At 65.9% G+C, this 17,901-nt stretch carries 14 protein-coding genes and 1 tRNA gene; 8 read left to right on the top strand and 7 right to left on the bottom strand.

Annotated features, from left to right (window positions below; translation table 11 throughout):
* The first annotated feature begins 30 nt into the window (after nt 1–30).
* Nucleotides 31–1,014 carry a phenylalanine--tRNA ligase subunit alpha gene (gene pheS / locus HRU76_14375; protein ID QOJ18696.1) on the top strand — a complete coding sequence of 328 codons (984 nt, stop codon included), beginning with the start codon at nt 31–33 and terminating at the stop codon, nt 1,012–1,014.
* Between the two features lie 131 nt (nt 1,015–1,145).
* Nucleotides 1,146–1,760 (top strand): hypothetical protein, encoded by a 615-nt coding sequence (locus HRU76_14370; protein ID QOJ18695.1) that lies wholly within the window; start codon nt 1,146–1,148, stop codon nt 1,758–1,760.
* A gap of 7 nt (nt 1,761–1,767) precedes the next feature.
* Here HRU76_14370 and HRU76_14365 read toward each other — a convergent pair whose 3' ends face one another.
* On the bottom strand, nt 1,768–3,006 hold the full coding sequence (locus HRU76_14365; protein ID QOJ18694.1) for an ABC transporter permease: 1,239 nt from the start codon (nt 3,004–3,006) through the stop codon (nt 1,768–1,770).
* A 387-nt stretch (nt 3,007–3,393) separates the two neighbouring features.
* On the opposite strand from HRU76_14365, the gene HRU76_14360 reads away from it, so the two are divergent.
* From HRU76_14360 to HRU76_14335, 6 genes are read left to right on the top strand one after another with little or no spacing between them, the layout of a single operon-like run.
* Nucleotides 3,394–5,607 (top strand): hypothetical protein, encoded by a 2,214-nt coding sequence (locus HRU76_14360; GenBank protein ID QOJ18693.1) that lies wholly within the window; start codon nt 3,394–3,396, stop codon nt 5,605–5,607.
* Nucleotides 5,604–6,659 carry a hypothetical protein gene (locus HRU76_14355; protein ID QOJ18692.1) on the top strand — a complete coding sequence of 352 codons (1,056 nt, stop codon included), beginning with the start codon at nt 5,604–5,606 and terminating at the stop codon, nt 6,657–6,659. Before HRU76_14360 ends, HRU76_14355 begins: the two co-directional genes overlap by 4 nt.
* Before the next feature lie 2 nt (nt 6,660–6,661).
* Complete coding sequence (locus HRU76_14350; GenBank protein ID QOJ18691.1) at nt 6,662–8,167, top strand: hypothetical protein; 1,506 nt, start codon at nt 6,662–6,664, stop codon at nt 8,165–8,167.
* A 28-nt stretch (nt 8,168–8,195) separates the two neighbouring features.
* On the top strand, nt 8,196–9,419 hold the full coding sequence (locus HRU76_14345; GenBank protein QOJ18690.1) for an ABC transporter ATP-binding protein: 1,224 nt from the start codon (nt 8,196–8,198) through the stop codon (nt 9,417–9,419).
* Nucleotides 9,416–11,470: an ABC transporter permease gene (locus HRU76_14340; protein QOJ18689.1), complete on the top strand. Its 2,055-nt coding sequence runs from the start codon at nt 9,416–9,418 to the stop codon at nt 11,468–11,470. Before HRU76_14345 ends, HRU76_14340 begins: the two co-directional genes overlap by 4 nt.
* A gap of 17 nt (nt 11,471–11,487) precedes the next feature.
* The gene (locus HRU76_14335) at nt 11,488–13,470 is read left to right on the top strand and encodes a hypothetical protein (protein ID QOJ18688.1); all 1,983 of its coding nucleotides are present in this window, start codon (nt 11,488–11,490) and stop codon (nt 13,468–13,470) included.
* Between the two features lie 51 nt (nt 13,471–13,521).
* On the opposite strand, the gene HRU76_14330 is transcribed toward HRU76_14335, so the two are convergent.
* The 6 genes from HRU76_14330 to HRU76_14305 form a co-directional block, all read right to left on the bottom strand.
* The gene (locus HRU76_14330) at nt 13,522–14,184 is read right to left on the bottom strand and encodes a fumarylacetoacetate hydrolase family protein (GenBank protein QOJ18687.1); all 663 of its coding nucleotides are present in this window, start codon (nt 14,182–14,184) and stop codon (nt 13,522–13,524) included.
* Between the two features lie 37 nt (nt 14,185–14,221).
* Nucleotides 14,222–14,524: a membrane protein insertion efficiency factor YidD gene (gene yidD / locus HRU76_14325; GenBank protein ID QOJ18686.1), complete on the bottom strand. Its 303-nt coding sequence runs from the start codon at nt 14,522–14,524 to the stop codon at nt 14,222–14,224.
* Nucleotides 14,431–14,877, bottom strand: coding sequence for a ribonuclease P protein component (rnpA, locus tag HRU76_14320; protein QOJ18685.1), 447 nt, complete (start codon nt 14,875–14,877; stop codon nt 14,431–14,433). Before rnpA ends, yidD begins: the two co-directional genes overlap by 94 nt.
* Before the next feature lie 27 nt (nt 14,878–14,904).
* A complete protein-coding gene (locus HRU76_14315) occupies nt 14,905–16,725 on the bottom strand; it encodes a chloride channel protein (GenBank protein ID QOJ18684.1) in 1,821 nt (606 codons plus the stop codon).
* A gap of 72 nt (nt 16,726–16,797) precedes the next feature.
* The gene (locus HRU76_14310) at nt 16,798–17,613 is read right to left on the bottom strand and encodes a carbon-nitrogen family hydrolase (GenBank protein QOJ18683.1); all 816 of its coding nucleotides are present in this window, start codon (nt 17,611–17,613) and stop codon (nt 16,798–16,800) included.
* 44 nt (nt 17,614–17,657) lie between these two features.
* Nucleotides 17,658–17,730, bottom strand: a tRNA-His gene (locus HRU76_14305).
* Nucleotides 17,731–17,901 lie beyond the last annotated feature (171 nt).

The following is a 17,901-nucleotide window of genomic DNA, read 5'->3' as shown; positions in this document are numbered from 1 at the left end:
ACGCCGCACGGGTTCGCCTACACTCTGCCCATGCTCGACGCGGTCAATGAACTGGAACGTGAGGGGCTTGCCGCTCTTGAGTCAGCGGGCGATGCGGAGGCGCTCGAGGCCTGGCGCATTCGGTTCCTGGGCACGAACGGCCGACTCAAGGCCCTGATGCCCATGCTCAAGGACGTGCCCAGGGACGAGAAGCCGCTCGTGGGCAAACGGCTCAACGAGGTCAAGGCCGCGCTGGAAGGAGCGTTCGAGCAGCGGCGTCAGGCGGTCGGACGCCCCGCGATGAGCGGACCCGCCATTGACGTCACCGAGCCGGGGCTGGAGCAGGGGCTGGGGCGACGGCACATTCTCAGTCGAACGATCGACGAGATCACCGACGTCTTTGCGCGCATGGGCTTCGCAATCGCCGAAGGCCCTGAGGTCGAGGATGAGTGGCACAACTTCACGGCGCTGAACATTCCCGAGAACCACCCGGCGAGGGAGTCGACGGACAACTTCTACATGGGAGGCGGGCGGCTTCTGCGCACGCAGACGTCCACGGTGCAGATACGCGCCATGGAGAAGTCACCGCCGCCCATCAAGGTCATCGCCTGCGGACGCGTCTACCGACCGGACACGCATGACGCCACGCACTTCAGCATGTTCCACCAGGTGGAGGGGTTGTACGTTGATCGGGGCGTGTCGATGGTGGACCTGAAGACGACGCTGTTTCAGTTCGCGCGTTCATACTTCGGCCCGGAGGCGGAAGTGCGCATGCGGCCCTCGTTCTTCCCCTTCACCGAGCCGTCCGCGGAAGTGGACATGAAGATGCAGGTGAAGGGGCAATGGCAGTGGGTGGAGCTGGGGGGGTGCGGCATGGTTGATCCCAACGTCTTCCGCGCCGTCGGATATGACCCGGAGCAGTGGACCGGCTTCGCCTTCGGGCTGGGCATCGAGCGCATCGCCATGCGGCGCTATGGCATTCCCGACATCCGCTGGCTGTTCGAGAACGACGCCAGGTTTCTGCGTCAGTTCTGACGGGATGGACCGTGAGAGGACTCGAATGTCCCGCCGGAATGCCGACGGGACAAGACAACAAGGTCCGTTTCCCCTACAAGTCATGAGATTGCGTGGTCGGTTCCACCGCATCAACCTGACAAGGAGAATCCATGAGCACCATGTCGCCACCAATGGATCCCGGCGCGATCGCCGACGATCTGGGGCAGCAGTCCGCCTGGCCGAAAGTGATCGGCATCATCGCCATCGTGCTGGGAATCTGCGGGCTGGGTTGCACGTGCGTTCAGGCGGGTTCGCAGTTCATGATGGAGCGGTTCCTCGCGATGGCTCAGCAGGGCAACATGCCCCGTGAGGAGTTGGACAAGCTCGAGCTGCAGACGGAGCTTCTGCGCGACTTCATGGCGCTCACCCTGGCGCTGGCGATCGTGGGGCTGGCATTGGCGGGATGGCTTCTGATCAACGGGATCGGGTTGACGATGCGGAAGGGGTGGACGGGACGATCCTGCATGCTGTGGTCGATCGCCAAGGCGCTGTTCGTGTGCGGCTCCGTGGGCGTGGCCCTTTACATGGGCGGTGTGACCACGAAGCGCATGGATGAAGCCGGCATCGTCCTGACGCCGTTCGAGCAGACCATGCAGACCCTCAACCCGCTGATCTTCGGCGTGTGGGGGCTGGTTCTGCCGGTGTTTCTGATGATCTGGTTCAGCCGCGCCAGGATTCGAAGGGAAGTGGCGTCCTGGAGCGACTTCGATCGCCAGGTGATCTGAGTACTCGTCACCCTACTTCGCGTCGCTGGAACAGGATGACCGCGACCGAGAGAATGGCCACGATCACCAGCGCCGCGTAGTTGAGCACCCGCACCACGTACGTGGTGGGGATGACGTGGTCCTGCGTCACCGCGTCGGACAGCCAGAGCACCTGGAAGTTGGGCATGACGGCGTACCCGAATCGCCCCAGCAGGTAGCGGAACTTCTCTCCGAAGGTTCGCAGATGACTCCAGACGAAGGCGAAGTCGGGCGTCCGCAGCCCCAGCTCCGCGGGGGAGCGGGCGCCGGAGAGAAGGTCCGCCCGCTGGTTGGCGGTCAGTTCACGGTACGTCTGATCGTTGACGACGATGATTTCGCGCTGGCCGCCCGTCTCGATGCCGTCCACGCGCACGATCTTGAGGTTCACGTTCAGGCGCACCGCTTCGTCCTCGGCCACGGCGCGGTTCATCGCAACCGCCTGCTCCCGGAGGAAGAGGCGGCTGCCGAACAGATGGTCCGACATCATTCCCCCGACGAACAGAAAGAGCGTGACGACCACAGTCATCACCTGGTTGGCGCGGGTGGAGACGGTGATGGCCACCGCGGTGAGCACCATGTTGGCGGTCACCAGCACAATGATGCCCTTCCACAGGTTGGCGTTGAACTCTCGCGGCAGGTTGGCGACGAACGTGAAGTCGTGCTTGAACAGCAGCGACAGCAGGTAGGCCAGGCCGGCCAGGGGAGTGGCGGTCAGCACCATGGTGCTGGCGAACACCTTGCCGTAGAAGTAGTTGCACCACACGCTCACCGAGATGGCGATCAAGGCCGCGACCAGTCCGAAGACGATGACCGGGTAGTGGTACGGGTCGCGCGTGGTCTGCAGAACCCCGTGCCGCTCCACCAGCATGAAGACGAAGGCCATGTACGCCGAGGCGACCAGAATGGCCAGGGCCACGCCCAGGTACTTGCCGATGACGAACAGGGGGCGTCCCACCGGCTTGGAGACCACCGTCAGCACCGTGCGGTTCTCGATCTCACGCGTCAGCACGTTGGAGGCGATGAAGGCCGCCAGCAGGGCCCCGAAGGCGAACACCGTCGCCAGCCCGATGTCGATGAGCATCTTCTGGTCATCCGCCATGGTGAAGGTCGATGTGACGTTGGCGATGATGAGCAGCAGAGTGGCGGCGATCAGCAGCACCAGCACGATCGGCTGGCGGATGCTCTCGAAGAACGTGTTGCGGACGATGGCGAGCGTCTGTTCAAGCATGACGGGTTCCGCCGGACCGGTTCGGGCGGGAAGACATGAGCGGCTGGACGGTTGCCATGAAAGCCCCCGCCGAGCGGGAATGCAAGCCGGGAGGTGGCCAATCCATCCGTCCGCGAAAAAAAGGACGCCGCCGTGAACCTGGGACGCGCTGATACGTAGTGCGATGGTCGGAAGTTCGCACCTCGGCCGCGCCGGAGGTGTTTTTCCGTTTCCCGGCCTGGTCCGGGAACCATGTCTTCTCCGGCCGCCCACGCTTGACCGGGGGCGTCCGATGGTGCTTTGCTGTCGCCTTGCGTTTCCGGATTCGGCGTCGATGGGCCGGGTCCGGCCCACGGGGCGCGACGGATCAGCCCCGTTTCCTGGATACCCGCCTGTCAGAGGTTGTTCATGCGGATCGACCACATCGCCTATCAGCGCGCCACGCGGGTCGCCGTCTTCGGATTGACCCTTCAGGCCGCCATCGGGCTTCTGCTGCTGGTGTTCGGCATCGTCGCCGGGGACACGACGATCCTCTTCGCCTCCGGGTACGCGCTGGTGGGCGTTCCGGTCTGGCTGTGCCTGGTAATTCTGTTCCACCAGCACCGGCTGGAGCGGCTGGAGGCGCTGGAGAGCGATGAACTGCAGGCCCAGCGCCTGGCGGGCCATGGGTCGGCCTTCGAGACGGAGGTCACCGAGTTCCGCGTCGCCTCCAGGCGGCTTGAACAGATGTACAAGTGGATGTCGCCCATCTTCAGCTGGGCGATCATTGTGGCCCTGACGGTCGTCGCGGGTCGCTGGCTGTGGCTGATGAGCATCCACCAGTCGCCCGGCTACGAGGGGAACTTCGACTTCACCATCGCAGACGCCAGGTTCCGCGGCTGGACGCTGGCCATCTGCCTGGGCGTGGCGGCGGTTTCGTTCATCTTCTCCCGTTTCGTGGCGGGCATGGCGCGCCAGCCGGCGTGGCAGAACCTGCGCGGCGGGGCGGGCTACATGGTCGGCAACGCCGTGGTCATGCTGGCGACGGCGGCGGGCTTCATCTTCACCTACTTCGAGAACACCGTCGTTCTGAGCTGGATTGCGCGGGGCGTGCTGTACTTCATGCTCGTCTTCGCCGCCGAGACGATTCTCAACTTCCTGCTGAACCTCTATCGCCCGCGCCGCGTGGGCGAAGTGCCTCGCCCCGCCTTCGACAGTCGGCTGCTGAGTCTGCTTTCCGCGCCGGACTCGATCGTCCGATCCATCAATGAGGCGATCAACTACCAGTTCGGCTTCGACATCACCAGTTCGTGGGGATACCAGCTGCTGCTGCGCGTCGCATGGAAACTGGTGGCGCTGGCCGTGCTGGTGCTGGTGGTGCTCAACTCGCTGGTCATCGTCGAGCCGCACCAGCAGGCGGTGCGCACGCGCGGGGGTGAGATCGTGGGCGATGAATCGTACGGTCCGGGCCTGATGGTGAAGTGGCCCTGGCCCTTCGAGTCGGCGGAGGTGTACGACGTCACGCGCATCCGGGCGCTGCAACTGACGCCTCCGCTGCGCGAGCCGGCGGCGTTTCGCGTCGAGCCGGTGCTGTGGACCACGCAGATCGACCCCAACCTGGGCATCGAGCCGTTTATCGTGTCCACGTCGTCGCATCGGTCCGAGCGTCCGGCCGCCTCCGGCGCCGCCCAGACGCCGGTCGAGCCGCCGACCGCCATCGAGACCGCAGAGCCGGACGAGCCCACGCAGGCCGAAGAGGCCGCCGAGCAGGTGGTGCGCGAGGGTTTCGCCCTCATCGAGGCGGACTTTGTGCTGCACTATCGCATCCGGCCCGATGGAGGATTGCTCAAGTTCCTCAACTTCTCCAGCGAGGCGGTGGCGCGGCGGCAGCCGCTGCAGATGCGTGAGCGCGCGCTGAAGGCCATCGCCCTGCGCGAAATCACGCAGTACCTGGCCCAGCAGGATCTCGATCGCATCGTTTCCGAGGATCGGGCGAGGATGAGCGAGGAACTGCGACGGCGCGTTCAGGCCGCCTTTGACCGGCCCGACGTGGACGCCGGCGTGGAGGTGGTGGCGGTGCTCAACCCGTGGATTCGCCCGGCGGGCGACGCCGCCAAGACCTTCGAGGTGCTCAGCTACAACCTGGTGGGCAGCGAGAAGAAGCGTGCCGAGGCCAGCCGTCAGGCGGCGTCGATCTACACCACGCGCGTGGGCGGGGAGGACAACCTGCGCCGCCTCGAGGCGATGATCGCCGAGATCGAGGGCATGCGCCAGTTGAACGCCCCGGCCGAGCAGGTCGCCGCCCGCGAGGCCGCACTGGCCGACGCCATGATCGCCTCGGGCGGCGAGGTGTCGCGCGTGGTGCTGCAGGCCCGCAGCGACCTGTGGGTGAAGGCCCTGCTGGACGACGCGCGCGTGCAGCGCTTCCGGGGCCGCCTGGCGCCGTACAGCGCCAACCCCAGAATCTACCGGGAATTTCTCACCATGGACACGCTCAAGTACGTGCTCCAGAGTCCGCGCAAGTACATCCTCGGCATCGACCCGTCGAAGTTCAACATCGACGTATCGATCCTGCAGGAGGATGCGGCGATGAGTTTCCTCGAGTCGATCAGTCAGGACAGGAAGGACGCGGCCAAGCAATGAAACGCAACACACTCACGGCACTTGGCATCGGGGCGGGACTGCTCGTGGCGCTGCTGGGGTACAGCATGACGTACTCCGTGCGCTTCAGCGACGTGGCCATCGTCACCACGTTCGGCAAGGCCAGCCGCGTGCAGGTCGATCCCGGGCTGCACGTGAAACTGCCGTACCCGGTGCAGTCGGTCAAGATGCTCGATCGGCGGCTTCAAATGGTGGAGTCGCGTTTGGAGACGCAGGCCACCAGGGACGGGCTGCAGGTGGTGGTGCAGGCCTTCGCCATGTGGCGCGTGGCGAACGACGCGGAAGGAGAGGGAATCCGCAACTTCCACGACAACTTCGGCTCAATGGAGGACGCCCGATCGCAGATGGAGGGACGGCTCCGCAACGCCATGGCCGCCGTCAGCGAGTTCAACTTCAGCGACCTGATCGGGCGCAACACGCGGCTGGCGGAGGCCGAGAAGCGCATTCACGAGCGGCTGATGGCGGAGAAGCAGGGCGGGCGGGGGCTGCGTGAACTGGGCATCGACGTGCAGCAGGTCGGGCTGAGCCAGATCATCCTGCCCGTGGAGACCACCAAGAGCGTGGTGGAGCGCATGCAGCAGGAGCGTGAATTGCGGGCGCAGATCGAGCGCGACAAGGGCGACTCGGCCGCCGCCGCCATCACCAGCGACGCCAACGCCAAGTCGGCCAAGATTCTTGCCTACGCCAACCGTCTGGCCTTCGAGCTGCGGGCCAAGGGCGACGCCCTGGCCGGTGACTCCGTGCGGACGATGAGCGAGGATCCGGAGTTCGCGGTGTTCCTGATCTGGCTTGACGCGCTCACTGAGATCACCTCGGGACACACCACGATCTTCCTGCCCACGACCATCGCGCCGCTGCACCTGCTCAATCAGCCGCGCGGCGCCGGCGTGCCCCTGCCGGAGGACGACGTGCTGCGCAACCTGCCGGCGCGGCCGCGATCGGCGACGCTGCAGCCGGAGGATCGCGAGGAACGTGATGTGGCGTCTGATCGTACCGGAACGGGCGGGCAGGAATCCGCGAATCGAGGTGGTTGAACATGGCGGATGAACTGAACAACACGCCGGATCAACAGCCGGGTTCAGAGCCGGGCGCGGTGCCCATCGAGGGCGACGAGGCGCCGAGCACGCCTTCCCATCCGCGTCGGGCCGCGTCGGCGGAGTTCATTGTCCGGTCGGAGGCCGGCTCCGCGTCCATCCTGCGCGAGGCGATGGACCCGGCGAATCAGTCGCTGGCCGACGCGCTGCGGCTGAGCTACCGGGTGCTGCAGCTGGTCATCGCCATTCTCGTGGTGCTGTTCTTCGTCTCCGGGTTCCGCAGCATCGAGGATTCGCAGACCGGCGTGCTCACGGTGTTCGGCGAGATCGCCGGCGAGGATGATGGACTGACTCCCGGCTTGAAGGTCACCTGGCCCTACCCCATCGCCGAGTTCGTGGTGCTGGAGCAGCGCGGGGCGGTGAGCATTCTGGAGACGTTCTGGCCCAACCGGCTGATTGGTCGTGATCGCACCTTCGAGGACGCCGCGCCCAACGTCAAGTTCTTCGACGGCATCACCCCCGGGCTGGGGCCGAACCGCGATGGTCTGATCCTGCTGGAGGACGGACTGGGGCACCTGCAACTGCAGGCCACGTACCAGATCGACGTGGCCCGTCAGTTTGTGAACACGGTGGCGCGTCCCGAGGACGCGCAGCGCATCGTGCGCAACGCGCTGCAGCGGGGCGTGGTGCATGCCGCGGCGCGGATGCGCCTGGACACCATCCTCGAGCAGGGCGAGGCGCTGGCCGCCGAGATTCAGCGCGACGCCCAGGCGCTGCTCAACGATCTGAACTGCGGCATTCGGCTGGATCGCGTGCAGGTGGTCAACGTGAAGCCCCCGCTGGCCATTCACACCATCATGGGCAACCTCGGACGAAGCCGCGCCGAGGCCCAGAACGCCATCGCCAAGGCCCGCACCGACGCCAACACCCGCCTGGCGGAAACGGCTGGGGAGAATCACCAGGAACTCCTCGATCTGATCGAGCGATACGAGTCGGTGGTGCTGGCGGCGTCGGACCGGGGTGAGGCGTCGCCCGAGGCGGATTCGCTGCTGCGGGCGATCGACACCATGCTGCAGAGTGATCGCATGGGAGGCGAGGTTTCCCAGGTCATCGCCCTGGCCAAGGCGTACGAGCAGGAAATCAGGACCAAGATCGGAGCCCATGCCCGGCGCTTCACCGCCCTGTATCCGCAGTACAAGGCCAATCCCGAGTTCGTCCTCCGCAAGGAGTGGCTGGACGCCTATCGCAAGGCCCTGGGCAAACGGGAAATTGAGATCTTCCGCATGCCGCAGCAGGTGCTGGCGGTCAACGTGAACTTCAAGAGCGACGCGGAGATCAGCCAGCTGCGCCGTAAGGCCGACCAGCAGCGGCGCGAGGCGGAGGCCGCCGCCGCCACGGGCCTGCGCGGCACGTATGACCCGCGCCTCTTCGAGCGCGAGATCAACCGACGCCTGAATCTCACGGATGAGGGCGTGGCCGGACGGAACCCGCCACGTCAGGGCAACTGAACGCAACCGCACGCACGGCAGGTGACACATGGTCAGCCCGAACACAGACTCTCTCGTTGTCCACGCGGTGGGCCTGACCAAGGTCTTCCGGGATTTCTGGTTCCGCACCAAGGCCAAGGCGGTTGACAACATCGACTTCGACATCCGCCCGCGCGAGATATTCGGCCTGCTCGGCCCCAACGGTTCGGGCAAGTCCACCACCATCAAGATGATCCTGGGGTTGCTGCACGTGACGCGCGGGCACCTGTCGGTGTTCGGCAAGCAGCCCACCGAGGTGTCGATCAAGCGCCGCATCGGCTTCCTGCCCGAGGAATCGTATCTCTACCGGTTCCTCACCTCGCGCGAGACGCTGGACTACTACGGCAAGCTGTTCGGGCTGGACAGGCGTACGCGGCTGAAGCGCATCGATCAGCTGCTGGACATGGTGGGTCTGTCGCAGGTGGCCCACAGGCCGGTGGGTGAGTTCTCCAAGGGCATGCAGCGGCGCGTGGGCATCGCTCAGGCGCTGATCAATGACCCGGACTTTCTTATCCTCGATGAACCGACCTCCGGCCTCGACCCCATCGGCACCCGTCAGGTCAAGGATCTGATTCTCGACCTCGGACGCAGGGGCAAGACAATTCTTCTCAGTTCGCACCTGCTGGCGGATGTGGAGGACGTGTGCGATCGCGTGGTCATGCTCTATGGCGGCAAGATTCGCGCCGCGGGCACCACCACCGAACTGCTGGCCGACACGTCCAGCACGGTGATTCGAACGCCACGGCTCAAGCCGCAGACGATCGCGCGCATCGAGCAGGTGCTGCGCGAGGAGGAGGGTGCGGCCATCGAAAGCGTCGAGGCGCCGCGCCAACGGCTCGAGCAACTGTTCATGGACATCGTCGAGCGGGCGCGGCAGGAGCAGGTGGAGACCTCCGGCGCCCGCATGGGCTCGGGCACGGCGGAGTTTCTGCGAACGGAGGATACCCACGCTTCCGCGTCCCAGGAAGACCTGATCTCGACGCTGGTGCAGGGCCGCGACGAGCCCCGACGCGCCAAGATCGTGGAGGCGACCGATCGCGAGGCCGAGCGTCGTCAGGCCGCCGCACGCGAGAGCGAGGAAGTGCTCTCGCAGCTGCTTCGCGCCAGCCAGGCCCCCGAGCAGCCCCGCGCCGTGGAAGTGTCGCGCGTGCCGGACAAGCCGGCGGACGTGGATCAGTCGGTCATCCAGTCGCTTCTGGATGATGACAAGAGTGGAAAGGGCGGTTCATCGTGAACATGCTCGTCCATGTCTATCGCCGGCTGGCGATGATGCAGCAGTCGAGGCGTTTCAAGTGGATCGCCTCGATCATCGCGGCACTGCTGGCGCTGGCGTACTTTGTGCCCGTCGTCACCACGGCCCATGATCTGGCGTCGCAGCGACAGGCCCTGGTGCAGGCGTTCATGACGCCCCAACTCGGTCAGACCATGGCCGACGAACTGGCCAACAAGGGAACCACGGAACTCAACGGTCGCGTGTATGGCAGCCAGGCCATGCGTGGCGAGATCCGCTCGCGACTGGAGCAGTCCCGCTCCGAGTCGGACCTGCGGATGCTGGCGTCGTTCCTGGTGGACGGCCAGAAGCCGTGGTGGATGCCTCTGGCCTTCGTGGAGACGCCCGGACGGGCGTGGGGCGCGATGGTCGTGGCCATGGCGTGGCTGGCCCTGGTGGTATGGATGGAGGCGGCTCTTGCCGCGCTGTTCGTGCTGCTCGGCGCGGGGGGGCTGACCTGGCTGCTGCTGGCGATCAACCGGCCGCAATCGGCGCTGGCGGTGGCGGGCATCGGCCTGCTCTCGTTCACGTTCATCATGCTCATCCGCCTCGCCCTGGTGTCGCTGCGCGCTCCCAATCAGATATGCTCCATCGCACACACGGTGGTGAAGGAGTCGGTGCGGCTGCGGGTGTCGGTGTTCTTCATCGTGGTGCTGCTGCTGCTGTTGCCGCTCATTCCCGCGATGGTGTCGTCGGAGAACGCCCTGCGTTACCGCATCCAGTCGTTCATCAGCAACAGCATGGGGGCCACGTTCTACCTGGCGGCGCTGATGACGATTTTTCTCTCCTGCGCCACCGTGTCGCACGAGATCCGCGACCGTCAGATCTGGCAGCTGATGACCAAGCCGGTGACCCGCGCCCGCTACCTGCTGGGCAAATGGCTGGGCATCGTGACCGTCAACCTGGTGCTGCTGCTGGTGGCGGGCGTGTCCATCTTCACCTTCGTGCAGTTCCTGCGCGACCTGCCCGCGCAGAACGAGCTGGACCGCCGCGCCGTGGAAACCGAGGTGCTGGCGGCGCGAGTCGCTGTGTATCCCGCCTACAAGCCCCTGGATCGCGACGCACTGTGGGAGGAGGTTGATCGCCGCATCGCCAACGACTTTACGGTGATGCAGGAGATTCAGCAGGGTCTGCGCAACGAGCAGACGGAGCGGCGTGAACTGGCCAGGAAGCTCCAGCAGGAGCACTACCAGCGGCAGCGCATCATTCCCGCCGGGATGATGCAGGAGTATCGGTTCGAGGGACTCGGAGAGGCCCAGCGCCGCGGATTGACGCTCAAGCTCCGCTATCGCATTCACTATCACGAGGACAGCACGCACGAGAGGCATCCCATCACCTTCATCGTCAAGAAGAACGGCCGCTGGACCGGCGGACCCATCCAGCGCGAGTACGTGCCGACGATGAGCGACTTCCTGACCATGTATCCCACGGCGATCAGCGACCACGCGGAGGACGCCGGCACCCTGACGCTGGGCGTGGTCAACGGCTTCATCGACCCTGAGACTGGGGACGTGGTGCCCGGCCCGAACACGCCTTACTCACTGAATTTCGACCCGGAGGATCTGGAGGTGCTGTTCATCGCGGGCACCTTCGAGGGCAACTACTTCCGCGCCATGCTGGTGATGTGGGTGAAGCTGGCCTTCCTGGCCATGCTGGGCATCGCCTGCGCCACCACGTTGAGTTTCCCCGTGGCGTGCATGACGTCGCTGACGATCTTTCTCGCCGCCACGATCGGGCCGTTCCTGGCCGACTCCCTGCAGGAGTTCCATATCCCCAGCGCGTGGCGCATCGACCGGGTGGTCATCAAGGCCATCGCCACGGTGATGGTCTATCTGTTCGAACCGTTCGGGCAGTTCGATCCGACGGGGCAGCTGGTGGAAGGGCGGCTCATCGCGTGGCGGGGGGTGATCCGGGCGTTCGGTCAGCTCGGCATTCTGTGGAACGGTCTGGCGCTGGTGCTGGGCTACCTGGCGTTCCGTGACCGCGAACTGGCCACCTACAGCGGTCAGGGCTGAGCACCGGAGGATTGGCGATGGTCCACAATCGAATCATCCAGGCCTCGGCGCTGCTGGTCATGGTCCTGGCGCTCACGGGCGCGGGGATGATGCTGCCGGGCATCAACGAGCAGTCGGAGCGGCACGTGCTCCGGTACACCGACGTGGCGATCGAAAACGCCCCGCCGGAGGTCGTGCTGGGCAACGCCATCGGCGCGCTGAAGGGGATCATCGTCGACATTCTGTGGATTCGTGCGCAGCGCATGAAGGATCGCGGCCTCTTCTACGAGGCCAATACGCTGGCCGAACTCATCACCACCATGCAGCCCCGTTTCGCCCAGGTGTGGGCGATGCAGGGGCACAACATGGCGTACAACATCTCGGTGGCCACGCATACCCAGCAGGAGCGCTGGGAATGGGTGCGCAAGGGCATCGACCTCATCCGGCTCAAGGGAATCCCGAACAACCCCAACAACGTCGAGCTGTACCGGGAAGTCGCCTACTACTTCATGCACAAGATGGAGGGCGTGTCGGACGACGCCCACCTGTACTACAAGAAGGAGCATTGCCGCGAGTGGCATCGCCTGCTGGGCGCGCCGCCCTGGGATCACGCCGAGCGCACCGCGTGGATCAAGAAGGTCGCCGACGCGCCGGAGACCCTGGAGGACGCGATCCGCCGCACGCCCGCCGTCGCTGAACTGGTCAGTACGCTGCGGGCCAACCTGGCGCCCTACGACCAGATCTTCCGCTTCGGACTCGATCGAGAACTGCTCTTCGCGTACGCGGACTGGTCAACCCTCAAGACCTCGTGGTACGCACGAACGCTGCAGGCGGAGCGGCTGACCCGCGAAGTCGCCTCGCAGGGACGGATGGAGGGGCGATTCTTCGTCGCCTTCGACGAAATCGCGGCTGATCCCAGGTTCGCCGAGGCGTGGGACACGCTGATCGCCCATCTGCGCAAGAAGGTGCTGCGTGAGTCCTACAACATGGACGCCCAGTACATGTACGAACTCACCCGCGACTGGGGTCCGATCGACTGGCGGCACGGCTGCGCCCACACGCTGTACTGGGCCATGCTCGGCGCGAAGAAGGCCGAAATCCGCTACATGAACGAGGATGACATCGCCAAGGTGCTCAACAACGACCGGCTGTCGGCCAACGCCATGCAGGAGCTGTCGCGCTTCAGCCAGATCACCTTCGACCCCATGTCCAACGACATGCCGGACCGGCTGCCCGACCTGCGATGGGTCATGGTGGCGGACCGCTTCTTCGAGCACCTGTACAAGAAGTACCACTGGGTCAAGGGCTGGGGGCCGGATACATTCATCGCCTTCCACGAGAACTTCCTCGGTTCGTCCATCCGCGAGCTCTATCGCATGGGTTATCGCGAGGACGCGGAGACGCTGCTGCGCCGGCTCGATTCGCTCTACGGTACGGGCGGACTGGTGCCCAACACCAAGTACGCGGTTCCGCTCGACGTCTTCGTCAAGCGCGAGACCCTCGACGAGTACGACCAGCAGCCCCACGTGGCCACCACCGACGTGCAGCTGTCGCTTTACTACGGCATCCGCATGGGCCTGGCCAAGGGTCGACCGGAGCTGTACGAGGAAGCCAAGAAGTTCGCCAACGAGGTGCTCACGTACTTCCGGGTCAACGAGTACAACAACTTCATCAACAAGTTCGGCGAGGCCCGCATCAACGGCATCATCAACTCGCTCTCGCAGGTTGAGCGGGCGGTGTACATCAGCATCATGATGAATACCACCATCCCGCTGGATGAGCGGCTGCGCATCTACAACCTGCACACGCCCGACGCCATGAAGGTGCAGATCTACGATGAGATCCAGCCCTCGCTCGTCAACCAGATCAACAACTCGCCCCTTTCGGCCCTGCCGATGAACGCCCTGCTGCCCGAGCCGCCGGGCCTGGCTCAGTATCGCGAGGCGGTGGCCCGGCAGCGGCTCATTGAACAGCAGCAGCAATCGGGCGGCGGTCCGGTCGGCCCCCAGCCGGGACGGTGAACGTCGTTGCCGCTTCGTGCGGACGGCCGAGCGTGGGCTGAGATGGATCGTTCATCCGCCGCGCACGGGGTTGCGAACGCGCCCCACGCCTTCGATCTCCACTTCCACCCGGTCTCCGTCGCGCAGGAATCGGGGTGGGGTCCGCGCCGCCCCGACGCCGGATGGCGTGCCAGTCAGGATGATCGTACCCGCCAGCAGGGTGGTGCCCCGGCTCAGTTCGGCGATCAGCCGTGCGACGGGGAAGATCATCGTCGCCGTCGAGGCCCGCTGCACCACCTCTCCGTTCAGCCGGGTCACGAGCGTGAGTCGCTGCGGGTCAGGCACTCGACCGACGGGTGCGATCGGACCGATCGGGCAGAACGTGTCGAAGCTCTTGCCGCGCACGAACTGACCGCCCGAGCCCTGCTTCTGCCACCACCTGGCGCTCACGTCATTGGAGGCCGCGTACCCCGCCACGCACGCGAGCGCTTCCGCCTCGGGAGCATCACGCACGTCTCTGGCGAGCACGACGGCCAGTTCGCCTTCGTAGTCCACCTGTGGTCCGTTCTCGAGGCAGATGGGTGGAATGACGATCGGATCGCCGTCGCCAGTCACACTGGCCGGGTTCTTCATGAAGAGCATCGGTCGCTCATCCGGCTTGCCGCCCATCTCGGCGGCGTGGTCGGCGTAGTTGCGCCCGATGCAGAGAATCGCTGGCGGATAGCTGCGGCTCATGCACAAGGGTAGGGGACGAACGCGCCAAGCCGCGACTTCATCGCGCCGTTCGGCGCGGAGGTACGGGGTCGTACCCCACGCCGCCCCATGGGTGACAGCGGAGCAGGCGCCGGCCCGTCAGCCACATGCCGCGAAGGAGTCCGTGGCTTCGCAGCGCGTCGATGGCGTAGTGCGAGCAGGTGGGCTGATATCGGCAATGGCCTCCCAGGAACGGGCCGAGCGTCGCCTGGTAGAGCCGCACGACCATCACGCCGAACCGGGCGGCGAGGGTGGGGGCGTGGTCCGTCCCGACGCCTCGGGCGGCGACGACTTCGTTCTGGCTGGTCGGTGTTTCGTCCATTGCTCGTGGATCGAGGCGACGGCCGCGGTGAGGGCTGCCCGGTAGTCGTCCAACGTCCGGATGTGATGCGGCCTCACCACGATCACCAGATCATACGACGCCGGCCATGTATGACGGTCGAGCCGGAAGCTCTCGCGCAGCAGCCGCTTGATGCGGTTTCGCAGGACCGCTCCTCCCACGCGGCGGGAAACGGTCAGCCCGAGCCGCGAGCATTCCAGTCCATTGGGTCGGCCATAGACGACGACCGGGCCCACGGCATGGCGCACCTGTCCATCGAAGACGTGCTGGAACTCCTGATCGTGCGTCAGCCGCATCGTCCGCGGGAAGCGCCGGGATGGGCGGCCATCGGTCATTCGGAGCGCCTCCATCGCGCGCGATCGCTAGTCCTCGAGCAGCGCTTCCTGGTAACGGCGCATCAGGCGGTCGCGCGTGATGAGCCCGCGAATGCGATCGAGGTTGGGGCCGTGCAGCACCGCCAGGCCATGAACATCGTGCTGGCTGAACTTGTCCAGCACCACGTCCAGCGGCTCATCGGGCGTGACGGTCGGCAGGTCGGTGCGCTGAAGCTCGCCGACCAGCAGCAGCGGAATGGCCTCGCGCTGCAGCATGGCGGTGCGCAGATCGGCGCCGACGACCATGCCCGAGTAGGCGCCGTGGTCATCGATGACCACGAAGTCGCTGGCCGCGTGTCGCTCGCTCAGGTCGAGCAGCCGCTGGGCGGAGTCGTTGGCATGCACGCACACGGCCTCGGCCAGCGGTACGTCGGAAACGGTCAGGCGGCGCAGGATCGTCAGGTCGCTCATGGCGCCCAGCCGCAGGCCCAGTTGCGTGAGTTTCCATGTGTAGACGCTGTCACGGGCGATGAGCCGCGCCACCACCACGCTGATCACCGCGGTGAGCATGAGCGGCAGGATGATCTGTTCGCTCTTGGTCACCTCGTAGACGATGAGGATGCCCGTCAGCGGGGCGTGGGTGGTGCTGGCGACCATCGCCCCCATGCCGACCAGGGCGTACATCGCGGGGCTGGCGGCCGGCAGCCAGCCGAGGTGATAGACGACGACGCCGAAGGTGCCGCCCACGCCCGCGCCCAGGAGCAGCGACGGGGCGAACATCCCGCCCGCGCCGCCCGAGCCGATGGTGAGGCAGGTGCCGATGGCCTTCAGCGCGGTGATGGTGAACAGGGTGACGATGAGCCAGCCCACCGGCTTCAGCACGGTGTTGTCCGGGTCGCGGAAGTAGGTGGCCGAGTCGAGCAGGTTCTGGATGGCGGGGTAGCCGTTGCCGAAGAAGTCCGGCATGGGCGTGGGCGGGCGGATGACCAGCAGGTACGCCAGGCCGAGCAGGCCGAGCAGGCCGCCGCCGATGGCGGGCTTGAGCCAGGTTGGAACAGGCAGGCGTCCGAACAGTCCATCCGTGAAGAACAAGGCCCGGATGAACAGGGGGGCGAACACGCCGCACACGATGCCGAGAAGGAAGAAGTTGGGGACTTCCTCAACGCCGAAGTAGTCGGCGTTGCTGAAGGTCTGGGCCGTGACGGGAAAGAGCGGCTCCATCTGCCCCAGCATGGTCTGCGTGAAGGCCGCGGAAAGGACCGACGCGACCACGATGGGGGTGATGGTGCGGAGGGAGAAATCGCGGAGCAGGATTTCAAGCACGAAGAAGATGCCCGCGATGGGCGCGTTGAAGACGGAGCTGATGCCCGCCGCCGCCCCGCAGCCCAGCAGAGTGGCGGTGTTCTGCGGGTTGGTGCGCAGCCAGCGGCCGAGGTTGGAGCCGATGGTCGAGCCGATGGTGACGATCGGCCCTTCGGCTCCGGCCGAGCCGCCGGAGCCGATGGTGAGCGTCGATGCGATCCACTTGCGGAACGCGGTACGAAGAGGCACGCGGGCCTTTTCGCGGTAGACCGCGTACATGACCGCGGAGACGCCTGACCCATGCTGGCCGGCGCCGATGAGTTGAATGGCGACGCCCGCCAGCAGCCCGCCGATTGCGGGCGAAATGGCGACCAGCGTGTAGAGCGTGGTGGAGGCCTCGGAACCGGAGGCGAAGTGCTCCACCCAGCGCAGGGGCAGGATAAAGGCCGTCGCCACGCCCCCCATGAGCAGCCCGATCGCGGCGGCCACGAACACGAGATACCACTCGCGCTCGAAGCCGAGGCGCATGATGAGCGGGCGCAGGCGGCGTGGGAGCGGTTCGGGCACGGGCCGGGTTCCTGCCGACGTGTGAACGCAGAGTGTAGGACTTGCCGCTTGACCAGCAAGGTGCGAAGTCGATCAGCCCATCGTGGTCGCCGTTCGCGCCGCCGACCGGCGAACCTGGAAACTGCCAAGCGCCCCCTGTCGGATGTCCTGCAACGCCGGGAAATCGCGCCGCCACGCGCGCAGGGCGGCAAGGTCGAGTTCGGCCGTCAGCACCGACGCCTCCGCTCCGCCCTCGGTGACCACTTCGCCCTTGGGAGAGACGATGATCGATCCGCCGGTGTAGGTGAGATTCGGATCGCTGCCGACCCTGTTGACGGCGACAACGTAGGCCTGGTTCTCAATGGCCCGCGCGATGAGCAGGGCACGCCAGTGCTGCTGCCGTCCCGTGGGCCAGGAGGCCCCGATAGTAAAAACCTCCGCCCCTTCGCGGGCGGCGAGGCGCCACAACTCGGGAAAGCGCAGGTCGTAGCAGATCATGGGGCAGATGGTGACACCTCCCACATCGATCAGGTCGATGTGGTCGCCGCCGGCGTAGAAGTCGATCTCGCGGCTGTAACTGAAGGGATGGACCTTGTGATAGGTGGCGAGGATGGCCCCGTCCGGCGTGATGACCGTGGCGGCGTTGCGGCCGCGCCCGTCCGGTCCGCGCTGGGCGTGGCCAACCTGCAGGCAGATACCGAAGCGCCGGGCGGCCTGGCGTCCCCAGGCAAGGGACTGGTCGTCCACGATGCGGTCGAGGTTGAACGAGAATCCGGTGTCGCCCAGTTCGGGCAGGACAACAAACGCACCTGCTGGCACGTTGGCCTCGACCAGCATCCGCTCCACCGTGCGGTGGTTGGCGGGCTTGTCCTCCCAGGTGATATCGTGCTGGATGGCCGCGAATCGCATCGTGCCATGCTAGGAACGGTATCGCGGCGACGAGGACACGAAAGGGCGACCGACGGGATTCGAACCCGCGACTCTCGGGACCACAACCCGATGCTCTACCAACTGAGCTACGGTCGCCATCGACCTGCCCGCAAGGGCCGGCGAAGCCAAACGATATGAAGGGAGGGGCGACGGATCAACGGCTGAAGAGGCGCTGGGTCGCTTGTCCAATCGGGGGGGCGGGAATATCGTCGGGTCGCGTCACGCCGCTCGGCATGGACGGCCTTCGGTACCGCGGGGAATCGACCA

The sequence above is a fragment of the Phycisphaeraceae bacterium genome (assembly GCA_015709595.1).
GTDB lineage: Bacteria > Planctomycetota > Phycisphaerae > Phycisphaerales > SM1A02 > CAADGA01.
Note: the sequence above shows the minus strand (reverse complement) of the source record. Positions and strands in the feature narration are given on the sequence as shown.